This is a genomic window from Rugosimonospora acidiphila (assembly GCF_039543385.1).
GTDB classification, from domain to species: Bacteria; Actinomycetota; Actinomycetes; order Mycobacteriales; family Micromonosporaceae; genus Rugosimonospora; species Rugosimonospora acidiphila.
This window is the reverse complement of sequence record NZ_BAABJQ010000001.1, coordinates 491,956-507,522: the sequence shown is the minus strand read 5'-3', so window position 1 is coordinate 507,522 and position 15,567 is coordinate 491,956. Positions and strand designations below refer to the sequence as shown.

The window sequence follows — 15,567 nt, the reverse complement described above, 5'->3', positions numbered from 1 at the left end:
AGCGCCGTTCGCCACGACCCCCGATCGCAATCTGTGGATGGGTCGCCGGCGTCGCGACGCCGGTGAGCGGATCAACGACTCAGGCGCGCGGTCGCGTCACCGGTCGACTGGGGTGAAGTCCCAGGAGTGCGGCGACCTGGCGACCAGGTGTTTGGGCGGGTCGGGCAGGGACTGCGGGCTGCTGCGCCACTTGCTGATCACGACTACCCGGTTGTCGGTCGAGCTGAACACTTCGCTCGACACGTGCAACGGATTCATCTCGATGGTGGGCAGCGCCGCCTCGCAGAGCCATGACAGCAGGTCGGCGAGGCCTTCCGGGTATGCCTTCAGCTCCCACATCCGTACGATCACAGCGCGGCACCTTACACGTTGACGGTGGTCAGCGGCATGGACGAGTCAGCGGGAAGGTCCAGCCGGCTCGGGGTCACCCCGGCTCCGACCAGATGGGAACCCAGCGCGGCGACCATCGCCCCGTTGTCGGTACACAGCTTCGGGCGCGGCACCCGGACGGTGATGCCGTGCCTGGCGCAGCGCTCCTCGGCCAGCGACCGGATCCTGGAGTTGGCGGCCACCCCGCCACCGATCACGAGGGTGTTGACGCCCTGTGCCCGGCAGGCGTCGACCGCCTTCGCGGTCAGCACGTCGCACACGGCCTCCTGGAAGCTGGCCGCCACGTCCTCGACCGGCACCGGTTCGCCGGCGCGCTGGCGCGCCTCGACCCACCTGGCGACTGCGGTCTTGAGGCCGGAGAAGGAGAAGTCGTACCGGTGGGCGGCCAGGTCGCGGGCCGCGGAGAGCCCCCGCGGGAACGGGATCGCGGAGGGGTCGCCGGACCGGGCGGCCCGGTCGATCGGCGGACCGCCGGGGAAGGGCAGCCCGAGCAGCCGGGCGACCTTGTCGAACGCCTCTCCCGCGGCGTCGTCGATGGTCGATCCGAGCGGCGTCACCCCACGGGCCAGATCCTCGACCAGCAGCAGCGAGGAGTGGCCGCCGGAGACCAGCAGCGCGATGGCGGGTTCCGGCAGCGCGCCGTGTTCGAGGGTGTCCACGGCGACGTGCGCTGCCAGGTGGTTGACGCCGTAGATGGGCTTCTCGGCGGCCAACGCGTACCCCTTGGCCGCGGCGACGCCGACCAGGAGCGCACCGGCCAGGCCGGGGCCCGCGGTCACCGCTATCGCGTCCACATCGGACAGTGTGACGCCGGCGTCGGCCAGGGCGCGGTGGATCGTGGGTACGATCGCCTCCAGATGCGCCCGGCTGGCCACCTCCGGTACCACGCCGCCGAAGCGGGCGTGTTCGTCCACACTGGACGCCACGGCGTCGGCGAGCAGGGTGTGCCCGCGCACGATCCCCACGCCGGTCTCGTCGCAGGACGTCTCGATGCCCAGTACCAGGGGCTCGTCGCGCCCGGCGCGTTGCTCAGTCATCTCGCCTCATCACCAGCGCGTCGGTGTTGCTCGGCTGGTAATACCCCCGCCGGACACCGACCTGCTCGAAACCGTAATCCTCATAGAGCCGCTGCGCGGGCGCGTTGTTCACCGCGACCTCCAGCAGGACGGCGCTCGCCCCTTGCCGGCGCGACTCGGCCAGCAGCGCCTCCAGCAGTTCGCGGCCGACGCCGTGCCGTTGGCGCTCGCGCCGCACCGCGATGTTCTGCACCCAGGCCTCCCGGCCGTTGACCGACAGGCCGGCGTAGCCCACGATCTCCTCACCCTCCAGGGCGACGAGGTAGAAGTTGCCGTTGGCCAGTTCGTTCCAGAACATCGCGGCGGACCACTGCTCGGCACCGAACAGGTCGACCTCGATCGGCAACAGTGACTCGATGTGCCACCACCGTAGCGGCTCGAGCCGGATCGCAGAGCTCACGGCAGGGCCGACTTGCGCGCGCCGGGCAGCACCGCGTCGGGGCGACGCAGGTAGAGCGGGGTCAGCGGCTCACTCGGCATCCTGGTCCGTACCCGCTCGGCGGCCAGCGCCGCGAGGCCCGCTGCCGGTGGGTAGCGCGGTTCGGCCAGCACCGACAGCCCGAGCACGTCCGCGTAGCGCAGCGCCCCGTCCCCGACCGCCGCGTTGATGCCATCCGGCACCAGGCCGTCGCCGAGAACCGGGGCGGCATCGGGCGACGCCGGGTCGCCGACCGGCAGCAACCCGTTGTCCTCCGAGGCCGACAGCTCGGCCGGCTTGTTGACGGATGGCCCGGTCAGGCGGACCCCGTCCTGGTACACCGCCCAGTAGATCTCCTTGCGCCGCGCGTCGGTGGCCACCAGTACCCGTCCCGAGCCGACCGCCCAGCCGAGCGCGTCGAGCGTGCACACCCCGTACGCGGGAATGTTCAGCGAGTCGGCGAGCGCCGCGGCGGTCACCAGCCCGACCCGCAGGCCGGTGAACGGCCCCGGCCCGACCCCGGCGACAACCGCGTCGAGGTCGCGGGGCGCGGCCCCGCCCTCGGCCAGCACCGCCGTGATCGCGGGGGCCAGGAGTTCGCCGTGCGCTCGGGAGTCCACGGTGACCGATTCCGCCAGGATCTCGACGCCGGTGTCGCCCACCGTGGCGAGGGCGGCGGTGATGGCGGGGGTCGCCGAGTCGACCACGACAATCAGCACGCCGTCACCCGACCAGAAGGGACGCCCAGGCAGAGGGGCGCGACATGAGAAGAGCACACGACACAGTCGCCACCCGCCGTCAACCGATGCAACACGGTATTCACTTTAAAAGAGAGGCCAGCCGGGTCGACCAGTCACCCGCGTGCGGAATCAGCGAGATCTCCCGCGACTCGTCGTCGTGCCGGTCGATGCGGATTTCCAGGTACTCGTCGGAGAGCTGTTCGGCCATCCCCTCGCCCCATTCCACCAGGGTGACCGAATCCTCAAGCGAGGCGTCCAGGTCCAGCGCGTCCACCTCGCCCAGCGGGTCGTTCACGGCGCCCAGCCGGTACGCGTCCGCGTGCACCAGCGGCACCCGCCCGCCGTGGTGGATCCGGGCGATGACGAAGGTCGGCGAGGTCACCTCGCCGTCGACCCCCAGCCCGGCGCCGATCCCCTGTGCGAGTGCGGTCTTGCCGGCGCCGAGCGGCCCGCTGAGGATCACCAGGTCGCCGGGGCGCAGCACGCCGGCCAGCTGCCGGCCGAGCGCCTGGGTGTCCTCCAGGGTCAACGTTTTCACAGCGATACTCCGGCCAGGTAGCGGGCGGCGAAATCCGGATCCTCGCGCAGCGCGGCCAGCGGCGCACCACCCGGGCCGAACCGGATCGCCGCCGACGGGTGGTAGGTGACCTCGCGCCTCAGCGCGGCCCACTCGGTCAGCATCTCAGTCGACCTGCTCCAGGAACTCCGTCAGCGCGGCGTTCACCACGTTCGGTCGCTCCAGCAGCGCCAGGTGCCCGGCACCGGGAACCGGGACGAACTCCGCGTCGGGCAGTATCCGGCAGATCTCCGCCGAGTGGTCCGGTGGGGTCAGTTTGTCCTGGTCTCCGGAGACGACCAGCACCCTGGTCTGCTTGAGCGCCTCCAGTGCCGGGTACCGCGCGTGGGTGTAGATCGCGCGCAGGTAGCGGGCCACCACCTCGGTCCCGGTGTGCGCGTTCATCTGCTCCACATACTTCACCAACGCCGGACTCGGCTTTTCGGTACCGAACCCGTAGCGCCTGGTCAGCGCCTGCGCGAGGTCGGTCGAGGCGCGGCGCAGAGCGTCGATCATCCCGCCGGTCAGCCGGCCGGCACCGGTGATCACGGGTACCAGCGGCCGGCTGAACCTGGCCATGAAGTCCGGCATGCCGAAGGTGACCTCGTCCAGCTTGCCGGCCGAGGTGGAGATGAACACGACGCCGCGAATCTGGTCGGTGAACAGCTGCGGGTACAGCTCGGCGAGGGCCATGATGGTCATGCCGCCCATGGAATGTCCGATCAGGACGATCGGCCCGTCGCCGACGGTCTCGTCGATGACCCGCTTGAGCGCCTCGCCGAGAGCGTCCAATGTGTACTCGCCCTGGCGCAGCTTGCTCGACTGGCCGTGCCCCGGCTGGTCGTAGAACACCATGCGGTACGCGCCACGGTGGGTCAGCGCGGTGCGCTGGAAGTGGAAGGTACCCATGTCCAGGCAGAAGCCGTGGACGAAGATGAGCGTCGGCTCCGGCGGGCTGGTCAGCCCGAAGTCCAGGTCGATGCCGTCGTCGGGCTCCACGATCTCCACGTACAGGTCCAGCCCGTCCGCCGTGGTGACGACCGTGACCTCGTCGTACGGGAGGTGCCCGAAGCGCTCGTCCGCCAGGGGATCGGCGGCCACCGCGCTTCGGCGGCGCAATAGAAGTCGTTCGGCTGCCACACCTGCTGCTACCCCGGCGGCGGCCACACCAACCACCGCGCCCAGCAGGCCCGCCCGGCGCGCCACCCGGCCGCGCCTGGACGGCACCGAAACCAGCTCACTCATTCCGCACCCTCGCCGTCGTACACCCGCGGTATGCGAACTCCGCCCATCCGGGTGACGATCTCGTAGTTGATGGTGCCGACCGCGTCCGCCCAGTCGTCGGCGGTCGGTTCGCCCTGATCACCGGGCCCGAACAGGACCGCGACGTCGCCGGCCCGCACCGGATCGTCGCCGCAGTCAAGCACTATCTGGTCCATACACACCCGGCCGGCGACGGTACGGCGGCGGCCGCCGAGCAGCACCGGCCCCGAATTCGACGCGTGCCGGGGCACCCCGTCGCCGTACCCGAGGGGCACGACGGCCAGGGTGGTCTGCGCCTTCGTGGTGTACGTGTGGCCGTACGAGACGCCTTCGCCGCCCGGTACCCGTTTGGCCACGATGACGCGTGCTCGTACCGTCATGGCCGGGCGCAGCCCGAACGTCTCACCGGGTACCGGAGACAGCCCGTACACGGCGATTCCCGCGCGCACCAGATCGAAGTGGCAGTCCGGTCGGGTCAGCGTCGCCGCGGAGTTCGCCAGGTGCCGGTACCGCGGCGTGATCCCGGCACGGGCCGCCACGGCCAGCGCGTCATGGTATTCGGCCAGTTGCGCGTCGATGCTCGGGTGATCCACCAGGTCCGCGCAGGCGAGGTGGCTCCACACCCCGTCCACCTCCAGCCGGCCGTCCTCCTGCGCCCGCGCCGCGGCCTCGACCAGCGCCGTCCAGTCGGCCGGCTTGGCCCCGCCGCGGTTCAGCCCGGTGTCGACCTTCAGGTGTACCCGGACCGGCCGACCCACGGTCCGCGCCGCGGCCAGCGCCTCGGCCAGCGCCTCCTGGCTGCCTACCGAGAGGGTCACGCCGGCCCGCACCGCGTCGCCCAGCGGCGTCCCCGGCGCGATCAGCCAGGCCAGCACCGGCGCCTCGATCCCGGCCGCGCGCAGCGCCAGCGCCTCCTCCACGGTGGCGGCCCCGAGCCAGGTGGCGCCCGCCTCGAGCGCGGCTCGGGCGACCGGCACCATGCCGTGCCCGTACCCGTCGGCCTTCACCACCGCCATCACCTCGGCGCTGGTGCCAGACCGCAGCCGGGTGACGTTGTGCCGGATCGCCCCCAGGTCGACACGAATCTCGGCCTGCCACATGTCCCCTACCCTACCGGCCGGTCACCTAGGGAGCCGGTACCCACCGACGCCGGCCCCACCGCCCCACCAAGGCGGCCTCGACGCACCATCGACATCGCGATCAGGCGAGCAGGACACCGACGCTCGAACGCAGCGCGGCCGCCACGTCCGCCGAGGTCACCGGGCCGTCCTCGGCTGCGGCCCGACCGGCCATACCGTGCGCGTACGCCGCGGCCACCGCCGCCCGCACCGCACTCAGGCCGCCGGCCAGCAGCGAACCGAGCAGCCCGGCCAGCACGTCACCGGTACCCCCGCTGGCCAGGGCCGCGGTGCCCGTCGGGTTCACCCAGACCTCCCCGTCCGGCGACGCCACCACCGTGCGGTCGCCCTTGAGCAGCACCGTCACGTTCAGCTGCGCGGCCAGCCCGAGCGCCGAGGCGACCCGGTCGGCGCCCGGCGGCGCGCCGGCGAGCCGGGCGAATTCGCGATCGTGCGGGGTCACCACCGTCGGCGCGGACCGCTGCGCCAGGCGCTCCCGTACCGGCCCGTGCATGACCAGCCCCAACGCGTCCGCGTCCAGGCACACCGGTACCGGGGCCGCCAGCACCGCCCTCAGCTCGCCGATCGCCCGCTCGTCGGTACCCAGCCCCGACCCGCACACCCACGCCTGCACCCGCCCGGCGCCGGTCACGCTCCCGGTCACCACGGCCGACGGGTGGCGCTGCCGGATGTAGTCGGCGGCCGAGCCCGCGTACCGGACCATCCCGGCCGGTCCCGCGCTCGCCCCGGCCACCGACAGCACGGCGGCGCCCGGGTACGTCGACGAGCCGGTGGCCACCCCGACCACACCACGGCGGTACTTGTCCGAATCCCGCCCGGCGACCGGCCACCAGCCCCGGACGTCCGCCTGCGCGGCGATCCGCAGTACCGGCGGCTCCGGCAGCGACAGCCCGATGTCGACCAGGTCGACCAGGCCGGCCCGGACCGCACCGGCCCCCACCACGAGTCCCGGCTTGAGGCAGCCGAAGGTGACCGTGACGTCGGCGGTGACCGCCTCGCCAGGTACCTCACCGGTGTCCGGATCGACGCCGGACGGCACGTCCACGGCGACCATGATCGGGCGCCCGCCGTCGGAGGCGTTGGCGGTCGCCGCGGCCGAGACCACCGAGGCCGCGGCCGGGCGCAGGCCTCCCCGGCCGCCGATGCCGACGACGCCGTCCATCACCAGGTCCACGGCGGCCGGCGCGGAGTCCACGGTGATAGCGCCGGCGGCCCGCAGCGCGGCGAGCCCCTCCGCGTGCGCCCGGCCAGGGTCCAGCAGCAGCGCCCGCACCACCACGCCACGGGCGGCCAGCCGCGCGCCCGCGAAGAGCGCGTCCCCGCCGTTGCTACCCGCACCGATCAGCAGCAGCACCCGCCGCCCGTAGACCCCGCCGAACCGGTCGGCCAGCAGTTGGGCGCAGCGCCGGGCGAGGCCGGCCGCGGCGCGCTGCATCAGCGTGCCGGCCGGCACGGTGGCCATCAACGCCTCTTCGGCTGCCCGCACGTCGGTTACCCGCCAGGCTCCGCTACTCACCGGCGCCGCCCCTTCCGTCTGCGCGACGAGACCGCGCCGCGTGGTCGACCCTTCCGATGGCCGCTCACCGGCTCTGCCCGGCCGCGTCCTGATCGCCCGTCTCCGCGACGACCATGGCCGAGGCTATGCCGCCGTCGTGCGACAGCGACAGGTGCCACCTGCCGATGTTCTTCTCCGCCGCGGCCGCCGCCACCGTTCCCGAGACCGTCAGCCAGGGCCGGCCGTCCGGGTCGGCGACCACCTCGCAGTCGTGCCAGTGCAGCCCGGCGGGCGCGCCCAGCGCCTTGGCCACCGCCTCCTTGGCGGCGAACCGGGCGGCCAGGGACTCCGCCGAGCGCTGGTTGCCGGACCGGGTAGACCTTTCCGACTCGGTGAACAGCCGGTCGGCCAGCAGCGGGGTGCGCCCCAGCGCGCGGGCGAACCGGTCGACCAGCACGACGTCGATGCCGACAGCCACGATCACCCGTCCACCCTACGAAACCCGTCCGGATCCGCACCCGGCAACCGTCGGGGCGGATCAGCGTGGCGCGAGGAGTGGCCTCCGGGTCACTCCACGGTCACCGACTTGGCGAGGTTGCGCGGCTGGTCCACGTCGTGTCCCCGCGACGCCGCGATCTCGCAGGCCAGTACCTGCAGCGGCACGGTCGTCACCAGCGGCGCGAGCAGGGTGGGCGTGCGCGGCACCCGGACCAGGTCGTCCGCGTACGGCAGGACCGCGTCGTCACCCTCCTCGGCGATCACGATCGTGCGCGCTCCGCGCGCCCGGATCTCCTGGATGTTCGACACGATCTTGTCGTGCAGCACTCCCCGGCCGGCCGGCGACGGAACCACGCACACGACCGGGGTGCCCTCGTCGATCAGCGCGATCGGCCCGTGCTTGAGCTCGCCGGCCGCGAAGCCCTCGGCGTGCATGTACGCCAGCTCCTTGAGCTTGAGCGCACCCTCCAGCGCCACCGGGTACCCGACGTGCCGTCCGATGAACAGCACGCTGCGCGAGTTGGCGAGTTCCCGGGCCAGTTCCCGCACCGGCTCCATGGTGGTGAGCACCTCCTCGACCTTGGAGGGCATCGCCTGCAGCTGCGCCACCACCGCACCGACCTCGTCGGCGTACTTGATCCCCCGCACCTGTGCCAGGTGCAGTCCCACCAGGTAGCAGGCGACCAGCTGGGTGAGGAACGCCTTGGTCGAGGCGACCGCGATCTCCGGCCCGGCGTGGGTGTACAGCACGCCGTCCGACTCACGCGGAATGGTGGAGCCGTTGGTGTTGCAGATGGCCAGTACCCGCGCCTTCTGCTCCTTCGCGTGGCGCAGCGCCATCAGGGTGTCCATGGTCTCGCCGGACTGGGAGATGGCCACCAGCAGCGTGGAGCGGTCGAGCACCGGGTCCCGGTACCGGAACTCGCTGGCCAGCTCCACCTCGCACGGGATCCGGGTCCAGTGCTCGATGGCGTACTTGGCGACCATGCCGGCGTGGTACGCCGTGCCGCAGGCGACGATGAAGATCTTGTCGATGTCGCGGAGATCCTGGTCGGTGATGCGGACCTCGTCCAGGGCGATCTCGCCGGCCTCGGTGAGCCGGCCGATCAGCGTCTCGGCGACCGCCTGCGGCTGCTCGGCGATCTCCTTGAGCATGAAGTAGTCGTACCCGCCCTTTTCGGCGGCCGAGGCGTCCCAGTCGATGTGGAAATCCTTACCGGCCGTCACGTTGCCGGCGAAGTCGGTGATGACCACCTCGTCCGGGGTGATCACCACTACCTGGTCCTGCCCCAGCTCGATCGCGTCCCGGGTGTGCTCGATGAACGCGGAGACGTCACTGGCCAGGTAGTTTTCGCCGTCGCCGCGGCCGACCACCAGGGGCGAGCTGCGCCGGGCACCGACCACGGTGTCGGGGGCGTTGGCGTCGACCGCGAGGAGGGTGAACGCGCCCTCCAGCCGCCGGCAGACCCGCCGCATCGCCTCGGCCAGGTCCTCGACGCCGGACTGCTCCAGCTCCCGGCACAGCAGGTGCGCGACGCACTCGGTGTCGGTGTCGCTGGCGAACTCGACGTCGCACCCCTCCAACTCGTCGCGGAGCTGGGCGAAGTTCTCGATGATGCCGTTGTGGATCACGCCCACCCGGCAGTCGCTGGACAGGTGGGGGTGGGCGTTCCGGTCGGTCGGGCCACCGTGGGTGGCCCAGCGGGTGTGGCCGATGGCGGTGGTGCCGCCGGAGATCCCGGTCGGCGACGGCGCCGCCCCGCCACCCTGGCCGGCCCCGTCGCCCGACTGGGCCGGGGGCTGCCAGTCGTCGCGCTCGGACAGCGCCTTCTCCAGGTTGGCGAGCTTGCCGGCGCGCTTGCAGACCAGCAGCCCACCTTCGGCGACGACCGCCACGCCCGCGGAGTCGTACCCGCGATACTCCAGGCGACGAAGACCGTCAAGGACGATGCCTAGCGCCGCGCGGGCGCCCGTATATCCCACGATGCCGCACACTCATTTGACCCTACCAGAGTTTCGCGCAGCTGCTGTGCGCAAAGACCCGACATTCGCTCAGAGGCTTTGCGCGTCAATGCGTTCAGATGGCGCGTTATAGCGACAAATTGCCCCGTAGTAGGGCGACGCGGCGCGGCGGCTCCGGGGCGGCGGAACCGCCCCGGAGCGCAGGGTCTGCTCAGGCGGGGCTGGCGGCCCGCACCACGGTCGCGATGCGCTCGGCGACCGCACCCGCCACGTCCTCGGTCGGAGCCTCGACCATCACGCGTACCAACTGTTCGGTACCCGAGGGGCGGAGCAGTACCCGTCCCTCCTCGCCCAATTCCGAAGTAGCGGTGGCCACCGCCGCCTCGACGTCCGGCGCCGAGGCGGCGGACGACCGGTCGGCGACCGGCACGTTGATCAGCACCTGCGGCAGCTTGGTCACCACCGCCGCCAGCTCGGCCAGCGTCTTTCCGGTCGACGCCACCCGCGCCATCAGGTGCAGGCCGGTGAGGATGCCGTCACCGGTCGTGGCGTGGTCCGGCATGACCACGTGCCCGCTCTGCTCGCCGCCCAGCGTGAACCGGCCGCTGCGCAGCGCCTCCAGCACGTACCGGTCGCCGACCTTGGTCTCGACCAGCCGCACCCCGGCCGCGGACATCGCCAGCCGCAGGCCCAGGTTGCTCATCACGGTCGCCACCAGCGTGTCGTTGGTGAGCGTGCCGGCCTCCTGCATGGCCAGTGCCAGGATCGCCATGATCTGATCGCCGTCGATCTCCTCGCCGGTCGACGTGACCGCGAGGCACCGGTCCGCGTCACCGTCGTGCGCGATGCCCAGGTCGGCGCCGTGTTCCAGGACCGCCGCCCGGACCGCCGACAGGTGCGTGGAACCGCAGCCGTCGTTGATGTTGAGCCCATCGGGCTCCGCGTGGATCGCGATCACCCGGGCACCGGCCCGCTCGTACGCGGCCGGCGCCACGTCCGACGCCGCCCCGTTGGCGCAGTCCACCACCACGGTCAAGCCGTCGAGCCGGTGCGGCACGCTGTCGACCAGGTGGTTCACGTAGTGCTCAACGCCATCGATCAGATCGTGCACCCGACCCACCCGCGCGCCGGTCGGCCGGTCGAAGGGCGCACCCAGCCCGGCCTCGATCGCGTCCTCGATGTCGTCGGGCAGCTTGTGCCCGCCCGCGGCGAACAGCTTGATCCCGTTGTCCGGCATCGGGTTGTGCGAGGCCGAAATCATCACGCCCAGGTCCGCGCGCGCGTCGCTGACCAGGTACGCCACGCCCGGCGTGGGCAGCACCCCGAGCCGGATCACGGTCGCACCCGCGCTGGCCAGCCCGGCCACCACGGCGGCCTCCAGCATCTCCCCGCTGGCCCGGGGGTCGCGACCGACCATCGCCACGGGCGGGTGGCTGCGATCTCGTTCGGCAAGGGTGTGCGCCGCCGAGACGGCGAGGGACAGCGCTAGCTCGGGCGTGAGATCCGCGTTCGCCCGGCCACGTACGCCGTCGGTACCAAAAAGCCGACCCATCTGGGTTACCTCCTGAAAAGAAAGAACCGGGCACGCTGCCTCCCATGAGAGGCAGCGTGCCCGGCCGGAGTTCGGGCAAACAAAGAGGTCAGCGCTTGGAGTACTGCGGGGCCTTACGCGCCTTCTTCAGACCATACTTCTTACTTTCGGTAACGCGGGCGTCACGCGTCAGGAACCCGGCCTTCTTCAGCGCCGGACGCAGATCGGGGTCCAGGTCGCACAGGGCCCGGGCGATGGCCAGCCGGAGTGCACCGGCCTGGCCGGTGATCCCGCCGCCCCGCAGGTTGGCGAAGACGTCCAGGCTCTCGAGCCGCTCGGTGATCGCCAGCGGCTCACGGACCAGCTGCTGGTGAACCTTGCTCGGGAAGTAGTTCTCGATGGCCCTGCGGTTGAGGGTGAACTCACCGGTACCGGGGACGATCCGAACCCGGACGATCGCCTCCTTGCGGCGACCCACGGTCTGGATCGGGCGTTCCCGGCGCACGCCGTCGGTCGGCTGCGCCTTGGTCGCGGTGGCGGTCGCGGCCGGCACGGCCTCGACGGAGCTGTTGGTGTCGGTCATCACGCTTTCCTCGTCGGCACCCACGGCCTGCTCGCTCACTGGGCGACCTGCTTGATCTCGAATGGCTGCGGCTGCTGGGCGGCGTGCGGGTGCTCGGCACCGGCGTACACCTTCAGCTTCTTGATCAGCTGCCGACCCAGCCGGTTGTGCGGCAGCATGCCCTTGACGGCCAGCTCGATGGCCCGCTCTGGGCGCTTGGTCAGCAGCTCCTCGTAGCCGACGGCCTTGAGACCGCCCGGGTAACCGGAGTGCCGGTAGGCAACCTTGGTCTGGCGCTTGTTACCGGTCAGCGCGACCCTGCCGGCGTTGATCACGATGACGAAGTCGCCAGTGTCCACGTGCGGCGCGAAGGTCGGCTTGTGCTTTCCGCGCAGCAGTGTCGCGGCGTGGGTCGCCAGGCGGCCCAGCACGACATCGGAGGCATCGATCACGTGCCAGCGACGCTCGATCTCACCCGGCTTGGGGCTGTACGTACCCACAGGTCTACCTGTCCTCATATGGCCGGCCCGCCCCGGCGGCGGTATGCGCCACAGGTTCGACCAGCCGATCTCTCGGCCGACGTTTCGGTGTTTGTGCGATCGCGCGAGTGTAAAGCGCAAGGATAGAGCGTGCCCGCACGCGGAAACGCCTGAACAATCGCACAACAGCAGGCAACGATACCCGGTGCCCGGCAACAGGGTCAAACTCGGGGATCGCCCCTGCTCAGCGCCCCGAAAAGGCGATTGGACGCTCGCTCGCGCCGCGGCCGGACCCCGGCCGGGCCTCCCTTTTTGATCCCATTTGCCCCCGCCGAGCGGCCGCGTCACCGGGACTTAGCGGTCCGGAAACACCGGAGAAGCCGCGAGGAAATCGAGCGCCGGCACTCTTACCTCATGCCCGCCGCGATCCGACCCCCGTACCGCACCGCGCGGTACGCCGCGTCGCCGCCGCGCGGGCACGGCCACAACGCGACGGTCGAACCCATCGACCACGCCACCGACCCGGGGGCCCCAACCCTTCGCAGGGGCCCCCGCACAGCCACCCCTGGGGCTTGGGACGGACCCGGGGGTGATCGCCGAGTTGGCCACTCGGCTGAGGTGCGGCACCGGTTCCGACGTCGAACCGGCCGCCGTACCGGAGGAGTTGCGGCGCGCCCCGGCGGGGGGACCGACCGAATGCGCAGGCGTGGCCTGGGAGCGGATCGACGCCAAGGATGGCGCCGGTCGGGCCCCATGGACGACCGCCCCGGCGCGCCGCAGCTCCTCCCACCCTGCGCCCTCCCACCCTTCGCCGTCGCATCCACCCCGGTGATGACGGTCCGCCTCGATCGCGCCTGAGCAGGCCGAGCCCCGGCTGGTCTCGACGCGCCGCCGGTCCGCCGATGGGCCACCCCGGCCAACCCGATGCGCCACCCCGGCCAATGGGGTGAACCGGTCTTAGCAGGTCGGAAACAATCGAGAAGCGTCGCCGAAACGGCCGGACGGCACCGTGACACCCATGGAACCGGCGACGCCCCCGGACGACCAGGCAACCGGCCCCCGGGACGCCGCCACACCTGGCGCACCGGCGCCGGCCCACGCCACGCCAGCGCCACCGCCAGCGGGCGCCACGGCAGCGCTGGAGGGCGCCATGGCAGCGCCGGAGGGCGTCACGGCAGCGCCCCGCGTCACGGCAGCGCCCCGCGTCACGGCGCCGGAGGGCCGGGGAACGAGCACGCCCGAGCCGCTGTCCGGGTTCACCGTCGCCGTCGCGGCCGACCGCTGTCGCGACGGGCTGGCCGCGATGCTGGAGCGCCACGGTGCCCGGGTGGTGCTGGCGCCCGCCCTGCGCATCGTGCCGCTGGCCGAGGACCAGGAACTGCGCGCCACCACGATGTCCCTGGTGAAGAGGCCGCCCGATGTCGTGATCGTCCGTACCGGGCTCGGGCTGCGTGGGTGGTTGCGGGCCGCCGAGGGCTGGGGGCTGGGCGAGGGGCTGCGGGCCGCCCTCGGCCCCGCGTGCCTGGTCGCCGACGGCCCGGAGCCGGCGGTCGGCCGGGCCCCGGGCGACGGGTGGGACGACGACCCGCTGGCCGGGCTGCCTCGACGCGGCCACGACCCGCTGATGCGGCCGCCACGGCGCGGCGACGACCCGCTGATGGGGCTGCCACGGCGCGGCGTCGCGGGCGCCCGGGTCGCCGTACAGCTGCACGGCGAACCCCTGCCGGAGCTGTGCGCGGCTCTGATCGAGGCGGGTGCGGAGGTCATCGAGGTTCCGCTGCACCGCTGGGTTCCGCCGGCCGACCCGACCCCGCTGCGCCGCCTGGTCGACCTCGGCCTGAGCCGGCTCGTGGACGCGATCGCGTTCACCTCCGCACCGGCCGTGGGCGCGCTGCTACGACTGGCCGGTACGGACACCGACGCGCTCCTCGCCGCGCTGGCCACCGACGTGGTGGCCGCCTGCCTCGGGCCGGTCGACGCGGTACCGCTGACCCGTCGCGGCGTACCGGTCGTGACGCCGGGACGGGCCCGGCTGACCGGGCTGGTCGGCGCGCTCGTCCGGGAACTGCCCGGGCGGGCCCCGACGATCCGGGTGGCCGGGCGGGAGTTGGTCCTGCGCGGGCACGCCGCGATGGTCGACGGAGCCCTGCGACCGTTGGCTCCCGCCCCGATGGCGGTGCTGCGCGCGCTCGCCGCCACGCCGGGCCGGGTGCTGTCCCGGGCCGCGCTGCTCACCTCGCTGCCGAGAGGAGCGGACGAGCATGCCGTCGAGATGGCGGTGGCCCGGCTGCGTGCCGCACTCGGTGGCTCGACGTTCGTACAGACGGTGATCAAACGCGGGTACCGGCTCCGCGTCGACTGAGGGCCGCCCCGCGCGGTCGGGGTCCCTGGAGATCACGAAACGCCTGGATACCGGTTCGTATCCAGGCGTTCGAGGACCGGCCGGAGCGGCGGTTGGGGTCGCCGCCGGCCGGCAGGACGGGCCCTAGCGGCCCGCCCGTGCCAACTCCACGCGAAGCGAGGCGATCGCGTGCTCGACCACCGTGATCAGGATCGACTTCACCGATTCACGCTGACGGGCGTCGCAGAGCACCAGCGGCACGTCCGGCCCGATCGCCAGGGCCTCGCGCACCTCGTCCGCGGCGTACCGCGGCGCCCCGTCGAAGCAGTTCACCGCCACCAGGTACGGCAACCGACGGCTCTCGAAGAAGTCGATCGGCGCGAAGCTGTCGGTGATCCGCCGCGTGTCGACGAGTACCGCGGCCCCCAACGCGCCCCGGATGATCTCGTCCCACATGAACCAGAACCGGGTCTGCCCGGGCGTACCGAACAGGTACAGGATCAGGTCCTCGGCCATGGTGATACGGCCGAAGTCCATGGCGACGGTGGTGGTTCCCTTGCCCGGCACCTTCGACGGATCGTCGATGCCGACACCGGCCGTGGTCATCACCGCCTCGGTGGTCAGCGGCGTGATCTCCGAGACCGATCCGACGAGCGTGGTCTTGCCAACGCCGAACCCCCCCGCGATCACGATCTTCGCCGATCGGATCGCGGACTGCGCCCGGCGCGCGGGGTCAGAGCCTCCGAAGTCCACTCAACACCCTTTCCAGCAGCTGCATACGGTCGTCGTCATGTGCCTGCGCCACCTCATGCAGGGCGAGCAGGCCGTCGGCGACCATGTCGGCGACGAGCACCCGGGAGACGCCGAGCGGAAGCCGCGTGTACGCGGCGATCTCCGCCAGCGACTGCGCACGCCCGTCACACAGGGAGGCGATTGCTTGTTTGTCACGCCCGGCGAACCGGGCTTCTTGCTGACCGCGCTGCGTGGTCAACAAAATCGCCTCGATGGCGATGTCGCGCTGGGGTTCGGTACGACCACGGGTGACCGCGTACGGCCGGACCAACGCCCCGCGCGGGTCCTCGTTGGATCTCTCCATGGCCTCCCTCACCCCCTTCCT

At 72.1% G+C, this 15,567-nt stretch carries 17 protein-coding genes; 1 reads left to right on the top strand and 16 read right to left on the bottom strand.

From position 1 onward, the window contains the following. Window positions 1-96: 96 nt before the first annotated feature. The 14 genes from ABEA87_RS02540 to rplM all read right to left on the bottom strand — a co-directional run bounded on the left by ABEA87_RS02540 (window position 97) and on the right by rplM (window position 12,130). Complete coding sequence (locus ABEA87_RS02540; protein WP_345625589.1) at window positions 97-351, bottom strand: hypothetical protein; 255 nt, start codon at window positions 349-351, stop codon at window positions 97-99. An 11-nt stretch (window positions 352-362) separates the two neighbouring features. After that, window positions 363-1,427 carry a tRNA (adenosine(37)-N6)-threonylcarbamoyltransferase complex transferase subunit TsaD gene (tsaD, locus tag ABEA87_RS02535; RefSeq protein WP_345625587.1) on the bottom strand — a complete coding sequence of 355 codons (1,065 nt, stop codon included), beginning with the start codon at window positions 1,425-1,427 and terminating at the stop codon, window positions 363-365. Further along, a complete protein-coding gene (rimI, locus tag ABEA87_RS02530) occupies window positions 1,420-1,866 on the bottom strand; it encodes a ribosomal protein S18-alanine N-acetyltransferase (protein ID WP_425570716.1) in 447 nt (148 codons plus the stop codon). Before rimI ends, tsaD begins: the two co-directional genes overlap by 8 nt. After that, the gene (tsaB, locus tag ABEA87_RS02525) at window positions 1,863-2,603 is read right to left on the bottom strand and encodes a tRNA (adenosine(37)-N6)-threonylcarbamoyltransferase complex dimerization subunit type 1 TsaB (RefSeq protein WP_345625585.1); all 741 of its coding nucleotides are present in this window, start codon (window positions 2,601-2,603) and stop codon (window positions 1,863-1,865) included. The genes rimI and tsaB overlap by 4 nt, the downstream gene beginning before the upstream one ends. 100 nt (window positions 2,604-2,703) lie before the next feature. Next, a complete protein-coding gene (tsaE, locus tag ABEA87_RS02520; RefSeq protein WP_345625583.1) occupies window positions 2,704-3,162 on the bottom strand; it encodes a tRNA (adenosine(37)-N6)-threonylcarbamoyltransferase complex ATPase subunit type 1 TsaE in 459 nt (152 codons plus the stop codon). Next, window positions 3,159-3,305 (bottom strand): hypothetical protein, encoded by a 147-nt coding sequence (locus ABEA87_RS02515; RefSeq protein ID WP_345625581.1) that lies wholly within the window; start codon window positions 3,303-3,305, stop codon window positions 3,159-3,161. The genes tsaE and ABEA87_RS02515 overlap by 4 nt, the downstream gene beginning before the upstream one ends. A gap of 1 nt (window position 3,306) precedes the next feature. Then, complete coding sequence (locus ABEA87_RS02510; RefSeq protein WP_345625579.1) at window positions 3,307-4,425, bottom strand: alpha/beta fold hydrolase; 1,119 nt, start codon at window positions 4,423-4,425, stop codon at window positions 3,307-3,309. Further along, window positions 4,422-5,543, bottom strand: a complete 1,122-nt coding sequence (alr, locus tag ABEA87_RS02505; protein WP_345625578.1) for an alanine racemase — start codon at window positions 5,541-5,543, stop codon at window positions 4,422-4,424. Before alr ends, ABEA87_RS02510 begins: the two co-directional genes overlap by 4 nt. A 100-nt stretch (window positions 5,544-5,643) precedes the next feature. Further along, window positions 5,644-7,044, bottom strand: coding sequence for an NAD(P)H-hydrate dehydratase (locus ABEA87_RS02500; RefSeq protein ID WP_345625779.1), 1,401 nt, complete (start codon window positions 7,042-7,044; stop codon window positions 5,644-5,646). Window positions 7,045-7,162: 118 nt separating this feature from the next. After that, a complete protein-coding gene (locus ABEA87_RS02495; RefSeq protein WP_345625576.1) occupies window positions 7,163-7,561 on the bottom strand; it encodes a holo-ACP synthase in 399 nt (132 codons plus the stop codon). A gap of 83 nt (window positions 7,562-7,644) precedes the next feature. Next, on the bottom strand, window positions 7,645-9,570 hold the full coding sequence (gene glmS / locus ABEA87_RS02490; protein WP_345625574.1) for a glutamine--fructose-6-phosphate transaminase (isomerizing): 1,926 nt from the start codon (window positions 9,568-9,570) through the stop codon (window positions 7,645-7,647). Between the two features lie 178 nt (window positions 9,571-9,748). Further along, window positions 9,749-11,089: a phosphoglucosamine mutase gene (glmM, locus tag ABEA87_RS02485; protein WP_345625572.1), complete on the bottom strand. Its 1,341-nt coding sequence runs from the start codon at window positions 11,087-11,089 to the stop codon at window positions 9,749-9,751. A gap of 88 nt (window positions 11,090-11,177) precedes the next feature. Next, on the bottom strand, window positions 11,178-11,651 hold the full coding sequence (gene rpsI / locus ABEA87_RS02480; RefSeq protein WP_425570730.1) for a 30S ribosomal protein S9: 474 nt from the start codon (window positions 11,649-11,651) through the stop codon (window positions 11,178-11,180). Window positions 11,652-11,686: 35 nt separating this feature from the next. Beyond that, on the bottom strand, window positions 11,687-12,130 hold the full coding sequence (rplM, locus tag ABEA87_RS02475) for a 50S ribosomal protein L13 (protein WP_345625570.1): 444 nt from the start codon (window positions 12,128-12,130) through the stop codon (window positions 11,687-11,689). A gap of 1,129 nt (window positions 12,131-13,259) precedes the next feature. On the opposite strand from rplM, the gene ABEA87_RS02470 reads away from it, so the two are divergent. Beyond that, window positions 13,260-14,471, top strand: a complete 1,212-nt coding sequence (locus ABEA87_RS02470) for a uroporphyrinogen-III synthase (protein ID WP_345625568.1) — start codon at window positions 13,260-13,262, stop codon at window positions 14,469-14,471. Between the two features lie 123 nt (window positions 14,472-14,594). On the opposite strand, the gene ABEA87_RS02465 is transcribed toward ABEA87_RS02470, so the two are convergent. Both ABEA87_RS02465 and ABEA87_RS02460 read right to left on the bottom strand, forming a co-directional pair. Next, on the bottom strand, window positions 14,595-15,203 hold the full coding sequence (locus tag ABEA87_RS02465; protein ID WP_345625566.1) for a GTP-binding protein: 609 nt from the start codon (window positions 15,201-15,203) through the stop codon (window positions 14,595-14,597). Then, window positions 15,184-15,546, bottom strand: a complete 363-nt coding sequence (locus ABEA87_RS02460; RefSeq protein ID WP_345625776.1) for a DUF742 domain-containing protein — start codon at window positions 15,544-15,546, stop codon at window positions 15,184-15,186. The genes ABEA87_RS02465 and ABEA87_RS02460 overlap by 20 nt, the downstream gene beginning before the upstream one ends. Window positions 15,547-15,567 lie beyond the last annotated feature (21 nt).